The organism is Haloimpatiens myeolchijeotgali (assembly GCF_042688525.2).
GTDB lineage: Bacteria > Bacillota > Clostridia > Clostridiales > Clostridiaceae > Haloimpatiens.
Window position 1 is genome coordinate 486,326 of sequence record NZ_JBHWAB010000001.1, and the last position, 20,122, is coordinate 506,447.

Consider the following 20,122-nt stretch of genomic DNA (forward strand, 5'->3'; position numbering starts at 1 on the left):
TCCTTCTTTTATTAAATTTGAAGAAAGTTAGTATGAAGTTATAAATTAATAATATGAGAGAAAAATTTTAAGAAAATTATAATAATTATTCATTAATGCAATTTTTTATTCATTTTTTAATGAATAAAGATTTTTGTGAATCTTTGTGATATAATTTGTAATTGGGAGTGGTATTTATGAATTGTTTTATTCAAGATTTAAAAATATGTTTTAAAATGTCATTAAAAATATTTTTAGGAACTTTTGTTGTAGGGATTATAATAGGCGCAATTATCTCAGCAATATATAAGTCTTTTGGTGGTGCAGAAATTATTAGATGGGGAGCTAGAATAGGAGTATATGCATCATGCTTTGGACTTTTTATATCTGCTATTTCTTTTTCAAAGAAAAGTCTTATGAGACCACTAGATTATTATGAAGATGAGTGGAAAATATATTTTACAAAATTGAATTTGGCACAAGTTATATTCTTTATTTCTTTATTTTGTTTAATATGTTCTGCAGTAATAGATGTAATTGTTTTTTATATCAAATAACTAAAGAAAAATAGGGAGGGGATATGGCACATAGTTTTAACAACGTATGTATACATTTACAATTGTTAAAATATTATTCTTGGGGGGATAGTTATGGAAAAAACTAAAAAAAATGTGGATTGGAAAAGAGAAATAAAAGAATGGGTATTAATAACAATAGGAGTATTGATATTAGCAATAGCTACTAGAGCATTTTTAGAACCTAATCACATTGCAGGAGGCGGAGTTTTAGGTATAGCTATAGTACTTCATCATTATATTCCTTTATCAGTAGGGCTTCTAACATGGATTATGAATATAATTTTGTTTATAATTGCGTTTGCAGTAATCGGACCACAATTTGGAGCCAAAACAATATATGCTAGTTTTTCTTTAGCAGCAAGTATTTGGATTTTAGATAGAGTATTAGATCCAAGTTGGATGGTAACTAATAACTTATTATTAGCTACAATTTTTGGTACCCTTTTATCTGGAGTAGGTATGGGAATAGTATTTAATCAAAATTCATCAACAGGTGGAACAGACATTTTAGCTAAAATAATTAATAAGTTTGTTCATATGGATATAGGTAAAGCATTGTTGATAGTTGATTTTTTAGTTACAGTAGGAGCAGGATGTACATTTGGATTAGAAGTAGGTATGTATTCATTATTATCTGTTATTATAAATTGTACAACGATAGATACAGTAATCAATGGACTTAATATGTGTAAGTCAATTATGGTAATAAGCTGTGAAAAAGAAAAAATAAGTGAATTCATAATTGAAGAATTAGAGAGAGGCTGTACTATTTTTGATGGTAAAGGTGGATATAGTGGGCAAAATACAAATATTTTATTCACAGTATTAGATAGAAAACAATTTGTAAGATTAAAAAAATATATAAAACAAGTAGACCCAAGAGCATTTATTACAGTGAATGATGCACGTGAAGTTTTAGGAGAAGGATTTAAGAATATTATTGAAGAATAGTTTACAGTATTAGTTAGTAAAAAAAATATTATTGTGATATAATAAATGTAATAATGATGAACATTATAATTAATGAACATTATAATAAAATAAGGAGTAAGATATGATGATTAGATTTGAAAATATCACTAAAGTATACAACAATAATGTTTTGGCTTTATCAAATATTAATGTTGAAATTGATAATGGTGAATTTGTTTTTCTAGTTGGACCTAGTGGAGCAGGAAAGTCTACATTTGTAAAGATGCTTTTGAAAGAAGTAAATCCTTCTAATGGAAAAATATCAGTTAATAATATAGATTTGACACAATTAAAGAGAAAAAATGTACCTTATTATAGAAGAAAAATTGGAGTCGTATTTCAAGATTTTAGACTTGTACCTTCATTAAATGTATATGAAAATGTTGCATTTGCAATGCGAGTTACTGGTTCTTCAAGTAGAGAAATACGAAAAAGAGTGCCTACTGTATTATCTCTTGTAGGATTATCAAAAAAATATAGAGCATTTCCGAATGAACTTTCAGGTGGAGAGCAGCAAAGAGTTTCTGTAGCGAGAGCGTTAGTGAATAATCCGTCACTTTTAATTGCTGATGAGCCTACTGGAAATTTAGATCCAGATACTGCATTAGAAATAATGGACATACTACTAGATATAAATAGAGCGGGAACTACAATTGTAATGGCTACGCATGCTAAGAATATTGTTGATACTATGAAAAAAAGAGTTATAGCAATAGAAAAAGGTGTTATTGTAAGAGACGAGCAAAGGGGTAGATACGGCTATGAAGATTAGTAGTTTAAAATATTTTATTGTAGATGCATTAAAAAGTATAAAAAGAAATAGAACTGTAAGTATAGCTTCTATGATTACTGTTGCAGCAGCCTTATTTTTAATGGGTGTATTTTTGCTTGCTATATTAAATGTAGGACAAGGCGTGAAGTCTGTAGAGTCAAAAGTCGAAGTACAAGTATTTGTAAAAGATAATATAAAAATTGATGAGAAGAAAGATTTAGAAAAAACAATTAAAAATATTGATGGTGTAAAAGAATTAGTATATAGAAGTAAAGAGGATGCTTTAAAAAAATGGAAAGAACAATTAGGTGAACAAAACGAAAGCTTATCACAAGGATTAGATAAAGAAAATCCGTTACCTAGTTCATATATAATAAAGGTTGAAAAACCTGAAATAGTTTCAAAAATTGTTTCAACTATAAAAGATAAGCCTGGAATAGATCAAATAAAAGATGGAAGAAAAGTAGTTGATAAAATAATAACTATTACTAATATTTTAAAATGGATAGGTATAGCGTTGTTTTTGATATGTCTTGTTGTATCCTTGTTTTTGATAGGAAATACTATAAAATTAACAGTATTTTCTAGAAGACGAGAAATAACAATTATGAAATATGTTGGAGCTACTGATTGGTTTATCAGATGGCCGTTTATAATAGAAGGTATGATTATAGGAATTTTAGGAGGAGTATTTGCTACAATAGTACTTTATTATCTTTATAAATTATTTTATGCTAGAATATATACAGGAATGATGTCTATGTTAATGCAAGTGATTCCACCACAATATATTGTAAATGCCCTTGGATGGAAATTTATTTTAGGAGGAATACTTATAGGGTCTCTTGGTAGTGTTCTATCAATAAGAAAATTCTTAAAGGTATAAAAATAGAGGAAACTAATAGTATAAATACTCGTAGTGGCGTGTGGTTTAGTACACACGCCATTAAACTTGAAAATTTTAATTTTTATATTTTTTGTATTGTTTGAATTTAATTTTTAATCTAAGTAATTATTTTAACTAATATTAACTAATAATATGAATAGAATATATAAGAAAATGTAAAAGATTAAGAGGTGTATGTGGATGACAAATAAAAAGAAGTGGTTAACGTGGACAGTAGTATTATTAATAATAACAAATGTATTTACTGCGTTTGCATTTAGTAGTTTAGTGTCAATTCCCAGCGATAGTGAAGTAGCTAAATTTAGTAAATTGTTTTACATAAGAGATAAGTTGTATAAATACTATGATGGTAACATAAATGATGATACGCTTGTAGAAGGAGCAATTAAAGGAATGACTGCATCACTTAAAGATCCTTATACTGTGTTTATGAATAAAAAAGAATATAAGGAATTTAGTAGCGAAATAGAAGGAGATCATAGTTATGTAGGAATAGGAATACAAGTAGGAGTTAAGGATAATAACGTGGTTATAATTTCAGCATTTGATAAATCTCCGGCAAAAAAAGCAGGTATAATGAATGGAGATATAATTGAGAAAGTAAATGGAGTAGCTATAACAGGCAAGGAATTAGAAAAGGCTATCTCAATGATGAAGGGTAAAATAGGTAGAGAAGTTAAGTTAACATTGTATAGAAAAAATAAAGGCGAGTTTAATGTTACATTAAAAGCAGATAAGGTAGAGCTTGTAAATGTAAAAGGTGAAATGTTAGATAAGAAAACAGGATATATGCAAATTTCTATGTTTGATGAAAATACAAGTAAAGATTTTAATGAAAAATTAAAAGAATTAAAAGATAAAGGTATGAAAGGGTTAATTTTAGATTTAAGAGGAAATCCAGGTGGATCTTTAAAAACTTGCGTAGAAGTTGCTTCGAACTTTATTCCTAAGAAAGCAGTCATAGTATCTACTGTTGATAAAAATAAAAGAAAGATAGAATATACATCTGAAGGCGGAATGGCTATAAAAATGCCTTTAGTAGTTTTAACAAATGGTGGAACTGCAAGTGCTTCTGAAATAGTATCTGGAGCAGTAAAAGATTATAAAATTGGTACATTAGTAGGTGAAAAAACTTTTGGAAAAGGTGTAGTTCAAACAATGTTAGATACTAAAGATAATACTGCATTAAAAGTAACAATAGCTAAATATTATACACCAAGTGGTAAAAATATACATCATATAGGTATTAAGCCAGATGTGGAAGTAAAATATCCTGAAAAATTAAAAGAACAAATTTATGATAGGGAAAAAGATCCTCAATTTAATAAAGCACTACAAATAATCAAAGATAAACTTAAGTGATAGTAGAATAGAGGGGGTAAAAGTGTTTAGTACGTTATATACATTACGATCTGTGGCCAATGCTTTAATACAACCTACTTATTTAGTGATATTAGTTATTTTGGGAATAATATTTTATAAACAAAATGTAAAAACAACATTGATGCAAAAGATGATAGTAGGTAAAAGGTTAAATTCTCCGTTAGAATTAACTATTTCTCAAATTGTCATAGGGATATTTGGAGCAGTGGTAGCTAGTTTATTGTTAACTTATTTAGGCATAGTGTTTCATGAAGATTCAATGATAGATTTAATATTTTTGATTTCAATATTATTTGTATTTATAAATCCTAGGTTTATTTGTTTTTCTTATTCTGGAGCAGCATTAGGATTAATAAGTATATTTTTAAATCAATTATCAATTATGTTAAATACACCTTCTTTAGATTTTTTAAAGATCGATCCAGTAGCGCTTATGTCATTAGTAGCCATAATTCATTTTGTTGAAGGTATAATGGTTATGCTAGATGGAACAAGAGGGGCAATACCTGTTTTTACAAATAAGGGAGGTAAAATTTCAGGTGGATTTGCTCTAAAAAGATATTGGATTTTACCTATATCATTACTTTTTATAATACAAAATAGTAGCACAGCTATGATGTCTAAAGCATTAAATGTACAAAATTGGCTTCACATATTAGAACCAACTTTGCCAATTAATTTAGCTGCAAATATTATGTTAGGAGCATTGACATTTTATGGTGTAATAGGTTATGAGTCAATTACATTTACAAAGACAAAAGAAAAGAAAGTTTTTTCTTCTGGTATATCAATAATTATATATTCTATAGCGCTATTTAGTATGGCACAATTAGCAAGGTTAAATATTGTTTTTAAGATATTATTATTAATTTTTGCACCTTTAGGACATGAAGCTATGATTTTTATTCAAAAGTATTTTGAGGTTAAAAATCAATGTATATATGTGAGTAATGAAGAAGGAATAAGGGTATTGGAAGTGGCACCTGGTTCTCCAGCTTATGAAATGGGAATTAAAAGTGGAGATTTACTTTTGGATATAAATGATAAAAAAATTAATAGTGAGAAGGACATATTAGAAGCTGTTAATAATGCATCTACTTATATACTGCTTAAGGCTAAAAAAATTACTGGAGAATTTAAAGAATTAAAATATAGTAATTTTATTAGTAACAAAGGGTTAGGAGTTGTGTTAGTACCAAAAGATATTCCTAAAAGTGAATCTGTTATCAGGGTTGAAAATAGAGATTTTAAAGATATATTAGAAAAACATAAAAAAAATAAAAAATAGATATAAAAAAGACCTATTTGATAGGTCTTTTTTATATCTATTTGTCATCTATACTTGAAAGCATTTCATCATACAAATTTAATTCACACGTGTTATTTTTACAATGTGTACATTTTGAACAATTCTTGCTCATACAAGAGCCTATACTTGGCATAAAATCACTTTCATTTGATGTAAATGAAGAACAATTTGAAGCTACTGTCATAAGTTGATAAATATTTCCCATAAAAGATTCCCCCCTCAGAAAATCATGAAAAATAAAATTTAATTAAAAAAGTTAATATGTCAAAGCAAACAATATAATTTGTAAACGTTTTACAAGATTATTGTAACACCTTAAATGTAAAAATGCAACATATATGATATGTTTTTTTGTGAAACAACAAGTATATGCTACATTATTATAGCAATATGCTATATTTTAACATGGGTATGTGATATATATAATATAGCACATTAACAGTGAATATTTAAAAGTTATGTAGTTGCTGTTGTTTTTTATGGTTTAAATTTTAAGTAGTATACTCATAATTGTAATAGGAGAACTTATTTTTGTGTACTTTAGGTAGTTGAGAATTGAAATTAAAAGTTCAAAATGTCAGTTTTGTCTTTTATTTATAAAAGTTAATTATTTAAGATAAAAGTAGAGTTGACATGAAATATAAGTAGGGTTAAAATAAAAATATCGAACAAACGTTCACAAAAAGATGGGGTGTAATTTATGAATAAATTTAAAATACAGTCTAAATTTAGACCTACAGGAGATCAACCTGAGGCTATAAAAAGTATAGTTGACGGAATAAATAAAGCAAATGATTTTCAAACACTTTTAGGTGTTACAGGTTCAGGTAAAACTTTTACTATGGCTAATATAATAGAAAAAGTTCAAAAACCCACGTTAGTATTAGCACATAATAAAACTTTAGCAGCTCAACTTTGTTCTGAATTTAAAGAATTTTTTCCTAATAATTGTGTAGAATATTTTGTTTCTTACTATGATTATTATCAACCAGAGGCTTATGTGCCTCAGACAGATACTTACATAGAAAAAGATGCATCTATTAACGATGAAATTGACAAATTAAGGCATTCTGCTACATGTGCACTTTTAGAAAGAAGAGATGTTATTGTAGTTGCATCAGTATCTTGCATATATGGTCTTGGAAATCCAGAAGAATATAAAAAGTTAACAGTTTCATTAAGAGAAGGAATGCAAAAAGACAGAGATGAAATAATAAGAGGATTAGTAGATATACAATATGAGAGAAATGAGATAAATTTTATAAGAGGTACTTTTAGAGTTAGAGGAGATACTTTAGACATATTTCCAGCATCTTGGACTAATAAAGCTGTTAGAGTTGAATTTTTTGGTGATGAAATAGATCGTATAAGAGAATTTGATGTAATTACCGGGGAAATAATTGGAGTAAGAAAACATGTATTTATATCTCCAGCGTCACATTTTGCAACTTCTAAGGATAAGATAGAAAAATCTATAAGTAAAATAGAATTAGAATTAGAAGATAGAGTAAAAGAACTATTGCAAAATAACAAAGTTTTAGAAGCACAGAGGTTAAAGCAAAGAACAAATTTTGATATAGAAATGATTAGAGAAATGGGATATTGTACTGGTATTGAAAATTATTCGCGAATCTTAGATGGAAGAGAAAAAGGAACACCACCACAGACATTATTAGATTATTTCCCATCAGATTATTTAATGTTTATAGATGAGAGTCATGTTACTTTACCTCAGATAAAAGCAATGTATGGTGGAGACAAATCTAGAAAAACTAGTTTGATAGAATATGGGTTTAGATTGCCTTCTGCTTTTGATAATAGACCTCTTAAATTTGAGGAATTTGAAAAGAAATTAAACCAAGTAGTTTTTGTAAGTGCTACACCGTCACAATATGAATACACACATTCTAAGAATATTGCAGAACAAATTATACGACCTACAGGACTTTTGGATCCCAAAATATTAGTAAAACCAATACAAGGACAAATAGACGATTTATATTCAAAAATAAGAGAGGTTACATCAAAAGGATATAGAGTATTAATAACTACTCTTACTAAAAAAATGGCTGAAGATTTAACTCAATATTTAAAAGATATGGGGGTTAAGACTAATTATATGCATTCTGATATACATACTATCGAAAGGATGAAGATAATAAGAGACTTAAGAAAAGGAAAGATTGATGTTTTAGTCGGAATAAATCTTTTAAGAGAAGGATTGGATATTCCTGAAGTAGCTTTAGTTGCTATATTAGATGCAGATAAAGAGGGATTTTTAAGATCTCAAACGTCTTTAGTACAAACAATAGGAAGAGCAGCTAGAAATGCTAAAAGTGAAGTCATAATGTATGCTGATAGGTATACCAAGGCAATGAAGTCAGCAATTGACGAGACAAATAGAAGAAGAGAAATACAAATAGACTATAATGAAGAACATAATATAATACCTAAAACAATAATAAAAGACATAAGAGAAGTTATAGAAGCTACTACTGTAGCAGAAGAAGTTGAGGAATATGGAAGCTTAGAAGAAGCAGTAGAAAATAGTAATAAAAGTATTGATGATATCATTAACAAATATGAAGAAGAGATGAGAATGGCAGCTAAAGATTTACAATTTGAGAGAGCAGCAGAATTGAGGGATAAAATAATTAAACTTAAAAAAAGAAAAGTAATTAGATGAGGTGAATTATGAAAAATAAGATTTTTATTAAAGGAGCAAAAGTACATAATCTAAAGAATGTGGATTTAGAACTCCCAAGAGATAAGTTTATAGTATTTACTGGATTATCTGGTTCTGGAAAATCTTCTTTAGCTTTTGACACATTATATGCAGAAGGGCAAAGAAGGTATGTGGAGTCACTATCTGCTTATGCAAGACAATTTTTAGGACAGATGAATAAACCAGATGTTGAATATATAGATGGATTATCACCAGCTATTTCTATAGATCAAAAAACTACAAGTAGAAACCCACGTTCTACAGTAGGGACAGTTACAGAAATTTATGATTATTTAAGATTACTATATGCACGAATAGGAGTACCTCATTGTCCAAAATGTGGTAAGGAGATTAAGCAGCAGACAGTAGATCAAATGGTTGATAAAATAATGCAAATGCCAGAAAGAACTAAAATTCAAATTTTAGCACCTATAGTTAAAGGAAGAAAAGGGCAGCATACTAAAGTAATAGATAGAATAAAGAGAGAAGGATATGTTAGAACGCGAATAGATGGAGAAATTTTTGAATTATTAGAAGAAGAGATAAAACTTGATAAAAATAAGAAACATAATATAGATATAGTTATTGATAGAATAATAGTGAAACCTGGATCTGAAAGTAGAATTTCAGATTCTATTGAAACAGCACTAAAAATATCAGAAGGAACTATTATTGTAAATGTAGTAGATAAAGAAGATATTTTATTTAGTGAAAAGTTTGCATGTCCTGAATGCGGAATTAGTATCGGAGATTTAGAACCAAGAACATTTTCTTTTAATTCTCCTTTTGGAAAATGTGATAGATGTGATGGACTTGGAACTTTGATGGAGATAGACGAAAATTTAATAATTCCAGATAAAAGCAAAAGTATCCTGGAGGGAGCTATAGTTTCATTTGGAAGTAATAGCCTTAAAGAAGATTCATGGACACATTCTATATTAAAAGCATTAAGTAAGGAATATAAGTTTTCATTAGATACTCCTATAAAAAAATTAGATAAGGAAGTTGTTAATGTGCTTCTTTATGGTACTAATGGTAAGAAGGTTAAAGTTCATTTTAAGAAAGAAGATAAAGAAGGGGTTTTTAATCATACTTTTGAAGGAGTAATAAATAATTTAAAACGAAGATATGTAGAAACTTCATCAGATTATATTAAGAGAGAAATAGAAGAGTATATGAGTAATAGTTTTTGCCCAAAGTGTAAAGGAGCAAGATTAAAACCGGAGGCATTAGCTGTTACTGTAGGGGAAAAAAATATATTCAATTTTTGTGAAATGTCAATAAGGGATGAAGTAGATTTTTTAGATAGATTAGAGCTTTCAGAAAAAGATAAAATAATTTCTGATCAGATACTTAAGGAGATAAAAAGTAGATTAAAGTTTTTAATAGATGTAGGACTTGATTATTTAAATTTGGGTAGAGCTGCAGGTACATTATCTGGAGGAGAATCTCAGAGGATAAGATTAGCTACACAAATAGGTTCTAGTTTAGTTGGAGTATTATATATTTTAGATGAACCAAGTATAGGCCTTCATCAAAGAGATAATGATAGACTAATACGTACATTGAAGCACTTAAGAGATATAGGTAATACTTTAATTGTAGTAGAGCATGATGAAGATACAATGAGACAAGCAGATTATATAGTTGATATTGGTCCTAAGGCAGGAGAACATGGAGGAGAAATAGTAGCAGCAGGAAATGTTGATTATATAAAAGAATGTAAGAATTCAATTACAGGACAATATTTGACAGGAGTTAAAAAAATAGAAGTACCAAAACAAAGAAGAAAATCAAATGGTAAATTTATTAAAGTTAATGGTGCAAAACAAAATAATTTAAAAAATATAAATGTAAAATTTCCATTAGGTATTTTTACATGTGTAACGGGAGTTTCTGGTTCAGGAAAAAGTACTCTTGTAAATGAAATTTTATATAAAGGAGTAAATAAAGAATTAAATAACAGTAAGAAAAACCCTGGACTACATAAATCTATAGAAGGTATAGAAAATATAGATAAAATAATAAACATAAATCAAAGTCCTATAGGAAGAACACCTCGATCTAATCCTGCTACATATACTGGAGTATTTGATGTAATAAGACAAGTCTTTTCTGAAACACCAGAAGCTAAAATGAGGGGATATAAACCAGGAAGATTTAGTTTTAATGTAAAGGGTGGACGATGTGAAGCTTGTAGAGGTGATGGAATAATAAAGATAGAAATGCAATTCTTATCTGATGTATATGTACCTTGTGAAGTATGTAAGGGTAAAAGATATAATAGAGAAACATTAGAAGTAAAGTATAAAGGTAAAAATATCAATGAAATTTTAAATATGACTGTTGAAGAAGCATTAGAGTTCTTTCAAAATATACCTAGAATAAAAAATAAGCTTCAAACCTTAATGGATGTTGGTCTTGGATATATTAAATTAGGTCAACCATCAACTCAACTTTCAGGAGGTGAAGCTCAAAGAATAAAACTTGCATATGAACTTTCAAAGAGAAGTACAGGAAGAACTTTATATATTTTAGATGAACCAACAACAGGATTACATATAGATGATGTAAATAAACTCATAAAAATATTACAGAAATTAGTAGATAATGGAAATACTGTTGTGGTAATTGAGCATAATTTAGATGTGATAAAATGTGCTGATAATATAATTGATTTAGGACCAGAAGGAGGAGAAAAAGGTGGTAATATTATTGTCACTGGAACTCCACAAAAAGTAGCCCAAAATATTGATTCCTACACAGGACATTATCTAAAAAAGATGTTATAATTTACAATAGGCTAGTATTAACTAGTCTATTGCATTTTATGTGAAGAAGGTGAAAGTATGGATTTAAATAAATTAAGTTTTATTTCTAAAATTTTTACCATTATTATTATTGTTGTTATTTACATTATAATAGCATTAATACTGAAAATTATGTATAAAGATATTAAAAATTCTGGTAAAAAGAGAAGAAAAAAAAGAAAAAAATATGGATTAGAAATACTACAGATAGAGGGAAATTCTAACTTTAAAGTAGGAAGTGTAGTACCTATAAGCAGTGTTATAACTATTGGAAGAAAAGAAGATAATTTTCTTATTTTATATGATAACTATGTATCATCTTACCATGCTAGAATTGGTGTAAAGAATAATAATTGTGTACTGCAAGATTTAAATAGTACTAATGGAACTTTTATCAATGATGAAAAGATAAATGGAGAAGTTTATCTATCACCAGGTGATATTATTCAAGTAGGAAAATCAACATTTAAGATGATTGGATAAAGAAATTAGGAGGTCTTTTGAGTGGGATATTTAAAAGACGAGAAAAAACTTTTAAGATATACATATCTTTTATGTTTAATGTTTTTTTTCGATTTATTTTTGATTAAAAAACCTTTTGATAAAGGTGCACTAATTATGGCAGTTTTGTTATGTTTGCTTATAGGATATGCACATTTTGTTATTAGAAGATTTTTTCCAGATGGTGATAAATATATTTTACTTATTTCTGATATATTATCTGTAATAGGAATAGCAGTTTTATATAGGTTAAATGTTACTATTGCAATAAAGCAGTTAATTTGGTTTTCAGTTGGAGTAGCAGGGTTTATTTTAATTGTAGTGCTGCTTCCAGATCTTAAAAGATTTGATAAATACAGATATGTTTATTTAGTATGTACAATAATTTTAATGTCACTAGGAACTATCTTTGGTAAAGAGCTTTACGGAGCAAGAAACTGGATTTCAATATTAGGTTATAAATTTCAACCATCTGAATTTGCTAAACTGTTTTTAGTTGCATATTTAGCCTCAGCACTTAAAAAATATGAAAATTTTAAAGATTTAATAGAACCAGCTATAGTGGTTATGATTTCTTTAGGGTTTATGGTGTTTCAAAGAGATTTAGGTTCTGCTTTAATATTTTTCGGTATATCAATTACTATGCTTTATATAGCTACTTCTAAAGTTAAGTATATTTTAGTTTGTGTTTTATTATTTATAGTAGGAAGTTTTATAAGTTATAAGTTATTTGGGCATGTAAGACTTAGGTTTATGATATGGAAAGATCCTTGGAAATATGCTGCTAATGAGTCTTATCAAGTAGTACAATCACTCATAGCTATAGCTAGTGGAGGATTGTTCGGATCAGGATTAGGATTAGGCTATCCCAAGTTTGTACCTGTACGGGAATCAGATTTTATTTTTGCTGCTATTTGTGAAGAATTGGGAACTTTAACAGGAATGGCGATTATGATTTTGTACTTTATTTTATTTTACAGGTGTACAAGAGCTTCTATTCGTGCAGAGGATAATTTTTCAAGACTTATTGCTATAGGGTATAGTTCTATGATTGCCTCTCAAGTATTAGTAATAGTAGGAGGAGTTATGAATATTATACCTCTTACGGGGATAACTTTACCACTTGTAAGTTATGGTGGAAGTTCTATGATTATAACGTTCTTTTCCTTAGGTATATTGCAAAAAATTTCTGAGGAGGGAAATTAATATGAAAGACATCTCTGGAAATATAAAAAAGGTTATGTTTATTTTTCTTATTTTTTTTGTTGGAGTAATAGTATATATAACGTATTTTGAAATATTTGTAGGGCCCAAAATAGTAAATAGACAAGATAATCAGAGATTATGGGCAAAAAGAAATGCTATATTGAGAGGTACAATTTATGATAAAAATATGAAACCTATAGCACAAAGTAAGAGAGTAGAGGAAAATAAGCAAAAAAGAGAATATTTGTATGGCAGTTTATTTGCACATGCAATTGGATATGAAAATGAAAAATATGGATTAACAGGACTTGAGAATAAATACGACAAAGAGTTAATGGCACTTAATAGTGTGGATTTTTCAAGTGTTTTTAATTTAACAAAAAGTAAAAATGAAAAAAGAGGATATGATTTGGTTACTACATTAGATTATAATCTTCAAAAAAAAGCTTTTGATTTTTTAGGAGATAAAAAGGGTGCAGTTGTAGCTTTAAATCCTAAAACAGGAGAAATTTTAGCTATGGTATCTAAACCAACTTTTAATCCTAACAAAATAGAAGAACAGTGGAGTGAAATAACAAAGAATAAAGATGTTCCACTATTAAATAGAGCAGTTTCTGGAATGTATCCACCAGGTTCTATATTTAAAACTGTTACTGCAGTAAGTGCATTAGAAAATATAGATAATATTATGACTAGAAATTTTAAAGATAGAGGTAAATTAGTATTTAATAAGAGTGAAAGCTTAAGTAATTACAACGGAGAAGTTTTAGGGAATGTTAATTTTGAAAAAGCATATGTTCATTCTAGTAACGTAGTTTTTGGAAGTTTAGGAATAGAACTTGGTAATGATAAGTTAAAGAAAACAGCGGAAAAATTTTATTTTAATAAAGATATTCCTAGTGATGGAATAACTATAGATAATAGTAAATTTCCACAATACAAAGACTATGAGAAAGGAAATATTGCTCAAAGTGCAATAGGTCAAAGTGCAGTATTAGCTACTCCTATTCAAATGGCTCTTGTAGCATCTACAATTGCTAACAATGGAGTTATGATGAAACCTATGCTCGTGAATAAAGTAGTTGATCATAACAAAAAAATTATAAAAGAAGTAAAATCAAGTGAAATTAGTAGGGTTACTAGTGAAGAGAATGCTGAAATAATGAAAAAATTTATGAGAAAAGTAGTTACAAGTGGTACGGGAAGAGCAGCTAATGTATGGAATGTAAAGATATGTGGAAAAACTGGAACGGCAGATCATAAAGATAATAAAAATGGTAAATCAAGGCCACATTCATGGTTTATTGGATTTGGACCTTATGAAGACCCTAAAATTGCAGTAGCAGTAATAGTTGAAGAAGGAGGACAGGGCGGAGGTACTGCAGCTAGAATTGCGTCTAAGATAATACAACAAGCGGTACACTAAATTTGTAGTAAAAAGGAGATAAATATGACAGGAAGAACTCATGCTGGCATTGGAATTGTAACTTTTGTAGGAATATGTGATAAATTGCCTGGGAAATTTAGTTATACAGGAATTGCAGTAGTGGTTATAGCATCATTATTGCCAGATATTGACCATCCAAAGGGAATTTTGAATAAATATATATTGCCTATTAAAAATAAATCCGCAAAAGTTTCGATCTATGCCAGTTTGGGTATACTTGTATTATGTTTAGATTATTTATATGTAAATAAACCAGTGATGAAAGTATTAGGTATAATGTTGATAATGATTGCATTTTCTTCTCATAGAGAAGGGATTACTCATAGTTTAGTAGGATTAATAGCATTTAATTTTATAGCATCGTATTTAGGAAAAAAATATAATATTTCAAATATACCGTATTATTTTATAATTGGATATGGCATGCATCTTATTTGTGATATGTTTACTTCAAGAGGGGTGCCTATATTATATCCATTTGAAAAGAAAAAATATAAATTCCCATTTAATTTTTCTACAAGTACTAAGAAAGGAATGTATATAGAAGAATTCATAATGGTTGTAGGACTTATGTACATAATTTATAGATTACCAGCAATATTATAGATTTATTATGATATACAATAAATTTTCAAGGGGTGTATCTATGTTTGATTTTGAGTATCATTTGAAGGCACTTCCACATAGACCAGGGGTTTATATAATGAAAAATTCATTAGGAGCTGTCATATATGTAGGAAAAGCAAAAGTATTAAAAAATAGGGTTAGACAGTACTTTCAAAATTCTAAAAATCATTCTGAAAAAGTAAAACAAATGGTAAAGAACATAGCAGAATTTGAATACATAATAACAGATTCTGAAATAGAAGCATTAATATTGGAATGTAATCTTATAAAGAAGTATAGACCAAAGTATAATATTTTACTTAAAGATGATAAAGGATATCCTTTTATTAAAATAACTTTAAACGAAGATTTTCCAAGAGTTTTTGTCTCTAGAAATAAGGTTAATGATGGAGCCAAATATTTTGGACCGTATCCGGAATATTCTCCAGTAAGAGAAATAATTGAACTTGTTAAGAAAATTTTTCCACTTAGAACTTGCAAAAAAAATATAAAAGATAATAGTTTAATGAATAAAAAAAAGTCAACTCCTTGTTTGAATTATCATATTGGTTTATGTAAGGCACCTTGTTGTGGGTACATATCAAAAGAAGAGTATAATAATATTGTAAAAAATATAATTGATTTATTATGTGGTAAAGATAAAAGTACAAAGAAGATTTTAATAGAGAAAATGAATGAAGCATCTAAAAATTTAGAATTTGAGAAGGCTGCTGGTTTTCGAGATAAAATAATAGCAGTAGATAAGATATGTGAAAAACAGAAGATAATATTTGGTAATTTCGAAAATGAAGATTATATTAATATATATATAGATGAAAAAGACAGTTGTATTCAGATTTTTTTTGTAAGAAGTGGTAAAGTAATAGGAAGAGAGCATTTTATTTTAGAGAATGTAGGAGAATATAAAAAACAAGATCTTATAAGTAATTTTATAAAAGAATTTTATGGTGGGACAGCTTTTATACCTAAGACTATTTATGTGACAACATTAAATGAATGTGAACTACTGCAAGAATGGCTTACTATGAAAAAGAGAGCAAAAGTGAGTATTAAGATACCTAAAAAAGGAGATAAGCTAAAATTACTGAATATGGTAGAAAAAAATGCTAAAATAACATTGGAACAATTTAAATTAAAGTATATTATGGATAAGGAAATGAATAAGAATATTTTAAATGAATTAGCAAAATTATTAAATCTTACTAATGTTCCTAAAAGAATAGAAGCTTATGATATTTCTAATATTCAAGGTGTAGATTCAGTAGGAAGTATGGTCGTGTTTGAAAGTGGTAAACCTAAAAATAGTGATTATAGAAGATTTAAAATAAAAAATGTAGAAGGTCCTAATGATTACGACAGTATGAGAGAAATATTAGAGAGACGATTTGCCCGAGGATTTAATGAAATAGAAAAAATAAAAGATGAAACTTTGAATTACAGTAAAGGAAAGTTTTGTATTTTCCCTGACCTCATTTTGATGGATGGTGGAATAGGACAGGTAAATGTAGCTTTACAGGTTATGAAAAAATATAATTTAAATATTCCAGTTTGTGGTATGGTTAAAGATGACAAACACCGTACCAGAGGCATAATATATAATTATGAAGAAATTTTTATAGATAAAAGCTCAAAAGTGATGAAGTTAATAACTAGAATACAAGATGAAGTTCATAGATTTGCGATTACTTATCACAGGAGTTTAAGAGAGAAAAGAGTACTGCATTCTGTCTTGGAAGAAGTACCTTATATAGGCTCAACTAGAAGAAAAGAGCTATTGAAGAAATTTTCAAGTATTGATAATATAAAAAAGGCTTCATATCATGAATTAGTAAGTACTCCTTCTATGAATGCTAAGGCTAGTGAAAGCATAATGCAGTATTTTAAAAATAATAAGAATTAAAAAATAAAGGGAGTGCTGATGATGAAAAATATATTAGATACACATACTCATACTATAGTTAGTGGTCATGCATATAGTACATTAATGGAGAATATCAATGAGGCAGCTAAAAAAGGATTAAAAATTTTAGGTACTACAGAGCATGGACCAGCTATGCCAGGAGGTCCAAATATATTTTATTTTGGTAATCTAAAGGTATTACCTAGAAAAGTTAATGGGGTTATAATATTAAAAGGGTGTGAAGCAAATATCATGGATTTTGATGGTAATCTTGATATACCTGAGAGATATGAAAAGAAACTAGATATAATGATTGCTAGTTTACATGATGCTTGTATGAAACCAGGAAATAAGGATGAAAACACTAAAGCGCTTATTAAAGTTATGGACAATCCATATGTAGATATAATTGGACATTCAGGTAATCCATGTTTTCCTATATGGGAAGAAGAAGTTATAAAGGCGGCAAAACAAAAAAATGTTTTAATAGAAATAAATAATAGTTCATTTGTAACTTCTAGGATCGGAAGTAAAGATAATTGTGCTAAAATTGCTGAACTATGTAAAAAGTATAAAACAAAAATAATTATAAATAGCGATTCACATTTTTGTAAATCTATAGGAGATTTTAAAGAAGCAATAGAAATGTTAGAAAAAGTTGGTATAGAAGATAGTTTAATAATGAATACTGATGAAAGAAAGCTTATTGATTATTTACATTCAAAAGGAAAAGTACAAGACATAGTGCTTGATTAAGATATATAATATACATTATACTATATATGAACTTATTTAATTTTATTTAAAGGAGAAAGAGTATGAATCAATATAAGGATTTTAGAGATAAAATAGAGTTAATAATAGATCCAGAAGACATACTAATTGATGAACCAATGAAAAAGCATACATCATTTAAAGTTGGAGGTCCTTGTGATATATTGGTAACTCCTAAAAATTGTGAGCAAATTGTGGAATTAATAAGAACTTGTATAAAACAAAAAATTCCTTATTATATCATAGGAAATGGCTCTAATCTTCTTGTAAAAGATGGAGGAATAAGAGGAGTTATTATAAAAACTTCTAAACTAAATAGAATGGAAATAGAAGGAGAAGAACTCACAGTAGAAAGTGGAGCATTATTATCTAGTGTAAGTAAAAAATCTGCCAAATTTGGTCTTACAGGATTAGAGTTTGCAAGTGGAATACCTGGAAGTATAGGTGGAGCCGTTACTATGAATGCTGGAGCATATAATGGAGAAATTTCTCAAGTTGTAAAAAGTGCTGTAGTTATAGATAAAAAAGGACAGATTTTAGAGCTTTCAAAAGAACAATTAGAATTAGGATATAGAAAAAGCTCAATACTTGAGTATGGATATACAGTTTTAAAGGTAGTTTTTAAACTTTGCAAAGGTAACTACGATAAAATAAATAAAAGAATACAAGAGTTAACAAAAAGAAGGATAGAAAAGCAACCTTTAGAATACCCATCTGCAGGAAGTACCTTTAAAAGACCAGATGGATATTATGCTGCTAAATTAATAGAAGATAGCAATTTGAAGGGCAGTTCTGTAGGTGGTGCTCAAGTATCTAATAAACATTCAGGATTTATTATTAACAAAGGTAATGCAAAAGCAAAGGATATACTAGAACTCATAAAAATAGTACAAAATTCAGTTTCACAAAAGTATGGAGTACAACTTCAACCAGAAGTTAGAATAATTGGTGAAGAAGATAAAATAGGATAAGTATAGATAAAATGGTTAATGGTTTTTATGTTTTAATAATTAAAATGTAAGACCATTAACTATTATTATAAATAATAATTTAAAAATTAAATTTTTATATTTGGGGGGATTATTTATGAAGTATAATGTAAGAGAAGAAATTTTAAATCTCAATGTGTATAAGGCAGGGAAGCCTATAAGTGAAGTTAAGAGAGAATTAGGGATTGATGAAGTAATAAAATTAGCATCTAATGAAAATCCATTAGGTTGTTCACCAAAAGCTAAAGAAGCAATTAAAAGAACAGTTGAAGAAAGTCAACTATATCCAGATGCTTCAAATTATGAGTTAAAAGAAATTATTGCTAATAAATTTAATGTAAAACACGATGAAGTATTTGTAAGCACAGGTTCTGATGCGTTGATAAAAATGATATGTAATACTTTTCTAAATGCTGGAGACGAAAGTGTAATGCCAGAAGTAACATTTCCACGTTATGATGCTGCGACTAAATTAATGGGAGCTAAATCAATAAAAATTCCAATGAAAGATAACGGATTGGATCTTGAAAAAATGGTTGAAAGTATTAATAGTAAAACTAAGTTAATTTGGTTTTGTAATCCTAATAATCCTACAGGAACTATTTTTACTAAAAATGAATTTGAAAATATATTAAATAGAATTCCTGAGAATGTAATAATGATTATGGATGAAGCATACATAGAATATGTAACTGATTCTAATTTTCCAGATTCATTAGATTACTTTAAAGAGCATCCAAACATGGTCATATTAAGGACTTTTTCTAAGGCGTATGGACTTGCTTCACTAAGATGTGGGTATGGTATTGCACATGAAGAATTAGTAGGATATTTCAATAGAGTTATAGGTCCTTTTGACGTGAATTTATTTGCACAACAGGCTGCAGCTGCTGCTATGCAAGACGAAAAATTTATTCAAAAAGTACATGAAGTAAATAAACAAGGAAAAGAATATTTGTACAGCGAATTTGATAAATTAGGACTGCCATATATAAAAACAAATGCTAATTTTATAATGGTAGATACAAAGACTGATGATAAACAAGTATTTGAAAAATTATTAAAGCAAGGATTAATAATAAGACCAGGACATCTTTTAGGTATGCCAGGATGGATGAGAGTTACAGTAGGTACAAAGGATCAAAATGTTAAATTTATAGAAGCACTTAAAAAAAGTTTATAATTAAATAGCATTTTGTAAATAGAGCGATAGCTAATGCATGATTTAATAGCCTAACAAGGC

At 28.2% G+C, this 20,122-nt stretch carries 17 protein-coding genes; 16 read left to right on the top strand and 1 reads right to left on the bottom strand.

What is annotated here, in order from left to right; translation table 11 throughout:
• Positions 1–176 precede the first annotated feature (176 nt).
• The 6 genes from ACFIJ5_RS02510 to ACFIJ5_RS02535 all read left to right on the top strand — a co-directional run bounded on the left by ACFIJ5_RS02510 (position 177) and on the right by ACFIJ5_RS02535 (position 5,879).
• A complete protein-coding gene (locus ACFIJ5_RS02510) occupies positions 177–536 on the top strand; it encodes a hypothetical protein (RefSeq protein ID WP_379803387.1) in 360 nt (119 codons plus the stop codon).
• A 93-nt stretch (positions 537–629) separates the two neighbouring features.
• A complete protein-coding gene (locus ACFIJ5_RS02515) occupies positions 630–1,508 on the top strand; it encodes a YitT family protein (protein WP_379803389.1) in 879 nt (292 codons plus the stop codon).
• 106 nt (positions 1,509–1,614) lie between these two features.
• Positions 1,615–2,301, top strand: coding sequence for a cell division ATP-binding protein FtsE (gene ftsE / locus ACFIJ5_RS02520; RefSeq protein WP_379803391.1), 687 nt, complete (start codon positions 1,615–1,617; stop codon positions 2,299–2,301).
• Complete coding sequence (gene ftsX / locus ACFIJ5_RS02525) at positions 2,291–3,187, top strand: permease-like cell division protein FtsX (protein ID WP_379803393.1); 897 nt, start codon at positions 2,291–2,293, stop codon at positions 3,185–3,187. The genes ftsE and ftsX overlap by 11 nt, the downstream gene beginning before the upstream one ends.
• A gap of 201 nt (positions 3,188–3,388) precedes the next feature.
• On the top strand, positions 3,389–4,570 hold the full coding sequence (locus tag ACFIJ5_RS02530) for a S41 family peptidase (protein WP_379803395.1): 1,182 nt from the start codon (positions 3,389–3,391) through the stop codon (positions 4,568–4,570).
• A 22-nt stretch (positions 4,571–4,592) separates the two neighbouring features.
• A complete protein-coding gene (locus tag ACFIJ5_RS02535; RefSeq protein ID WP_379803397.1) occupies positions 4,593–5,879 on the top strand; it encodes a PDZ domain-containing protein in 1,287 nt (428 codons plus the stop codon).
• A 37-nt stretch (positions 5,880–5,916) separates the two neighbouring features.
• Here ACFIJ5_RS02535 and ACFIJ5_RS02540 read toward each other — a convergent pair whose 3' ends face one another.
• Positions 5,917–6,105, bottom strand: coding sequence for a hypothetical protein (locus tag ACFIJ5_RS02540; protein WP_379803399.1), 189 nt, complete (start codon positions 6,103–6,105; stop codon positions 5,917–5,919).
• Between the two features lie 495 nt (positions 6,106–6,600).
• Between ACFIJ5_RS02540 and uvrB the strand changes: the two genes are divergently transcribed.
• The 10 genes from uvrB to hisC all read left to right on the top strand — a co-directional run bounded on the left by uvrB (position 6,601) and on the right by hisC (position 20,062).
• Positions 6,601–8,586 carry an excinuclease ABC subunit UvrB gene (gene uvrB / locus ACFIJ5_RS02545; RefSeq protein WP_379803401.1) on the top strand — a complete coding sequence of 662 codons (1,986 nt, stop codon included), beginning with the start codon at positions 6,601–6,603 and terminating at the stop codon, positions 8,584–8,586.
• Between the two features lie 8 nt (positions 8,587–8,594).
• On the top strand, positions 8,595–11,417 hold the full coding sequence (uvrA, locus tag ACFIJ5_RS02550; RefSeq protein WP_379803404.1) for an excinuclease ABC subunit UvrA: 2,823 nt from the start codon (positions 8,595–8,597) through the stop codon (positions 11,415–11,417).
• Between the two features lie 57 nt (positions 11,418–11,474).
• A complete protein-coding gene (locus tag ACFIJ5_RS02555) occupies positions 11,475–11,918 on the top strand; it encodes an FHA domain-containing protein (RefSeq protein ID WP_379803407.1) in 444 nt (147 codons plus the stop codon).
• A gap of 78 nt (positions 11,919–11,996) precedes the next feature.
• Entirely contained in the window at positions 11,997–13,142 is a 1,146-nt protein-coding gene (locus ACFIJ5_RS02560) for an FtsW/RodA/SpoVE family cell cycle protein (RefSeq protein WP_379809512.1), read from the top strand.
• A gap of 1 nt (position 13,143) precedes the next feature.
• A complete protein-coding gene (locus ACFIJ5_RS02565; RefSeq protein ID WP_379803410.1) occupies positions 13,144–14,568 on the top strand; it encodes a peptidoglycan D,D-transpeptidase FtsI family protein in 1,425 nt (474 codons plus the stop codon).
• Positions 14,569–14,592: 24 nt separating this feature from the next.
• Positions 14,593–15,195, top strand: coding sequence for a metal-dependent hydrolase (locus tag ACFIJ5_RS02570; protein ID WP_379803413.1), 603 nt, complete (start codon positions 14,593–14,595; stop codon positions 15,193–15,195).
• Between the two features lie 40 nt (positions 15,196–15,235).
• Positions 15,236–17,116: an excinuclease ABC subunit UvrC gene (uvrC, locus tag ACFIJ5_RS02575; protein ID WP_379803416.1), complete on the top strand. Its 1,881-nt coding sequence runs from the start codon at positions 15,236–15,238 to the stop codon at positions 17,114–17,116.
• A gap of 21 nt (positions 17,117–17,137) precedes the next feature.
• Positions 17,138–17,872, top strand: a complete 735-nt coding sequence (locus tag ACFIJ5_RS02580) for a phosphatase (RefSeq protein WP_379803419.1) — start codon at positions 17,138–17,140, stop codon at positions 17,870–17,872.
• 62 nt (positions 17,873–17,934) lie between these two features.
• Positions 17,935–18,861 (top strand): UDP-N-acetylmuramate dehydrogenase, encoded by a 927-nt coding sequence (gene murB, locus ACFIJ5_RS02585; protein WP_379803422.1) that lies wholly within the window; start codon positions 17,935–17,937, stop codon positions 18,859–18,861.
• Between the two features lie 115 nt (positions 18,862–18,976).
• The gene (hisC, locus tag ACFIJ5_RS02590; protein ID WP_379803425.1) at positions 18,977–20,062 is read left to right on the top strand and encodes a histidinol-phosphate transaminase; all 1,086 of its coding nucleotides are present in this window, start codon (positions 18,977–18,979) and stop codon (positions 20,060–20,062) included.
• The last annotated feature ends 60 nt before the right edge of the window (positions 20,063–20,122 follow it).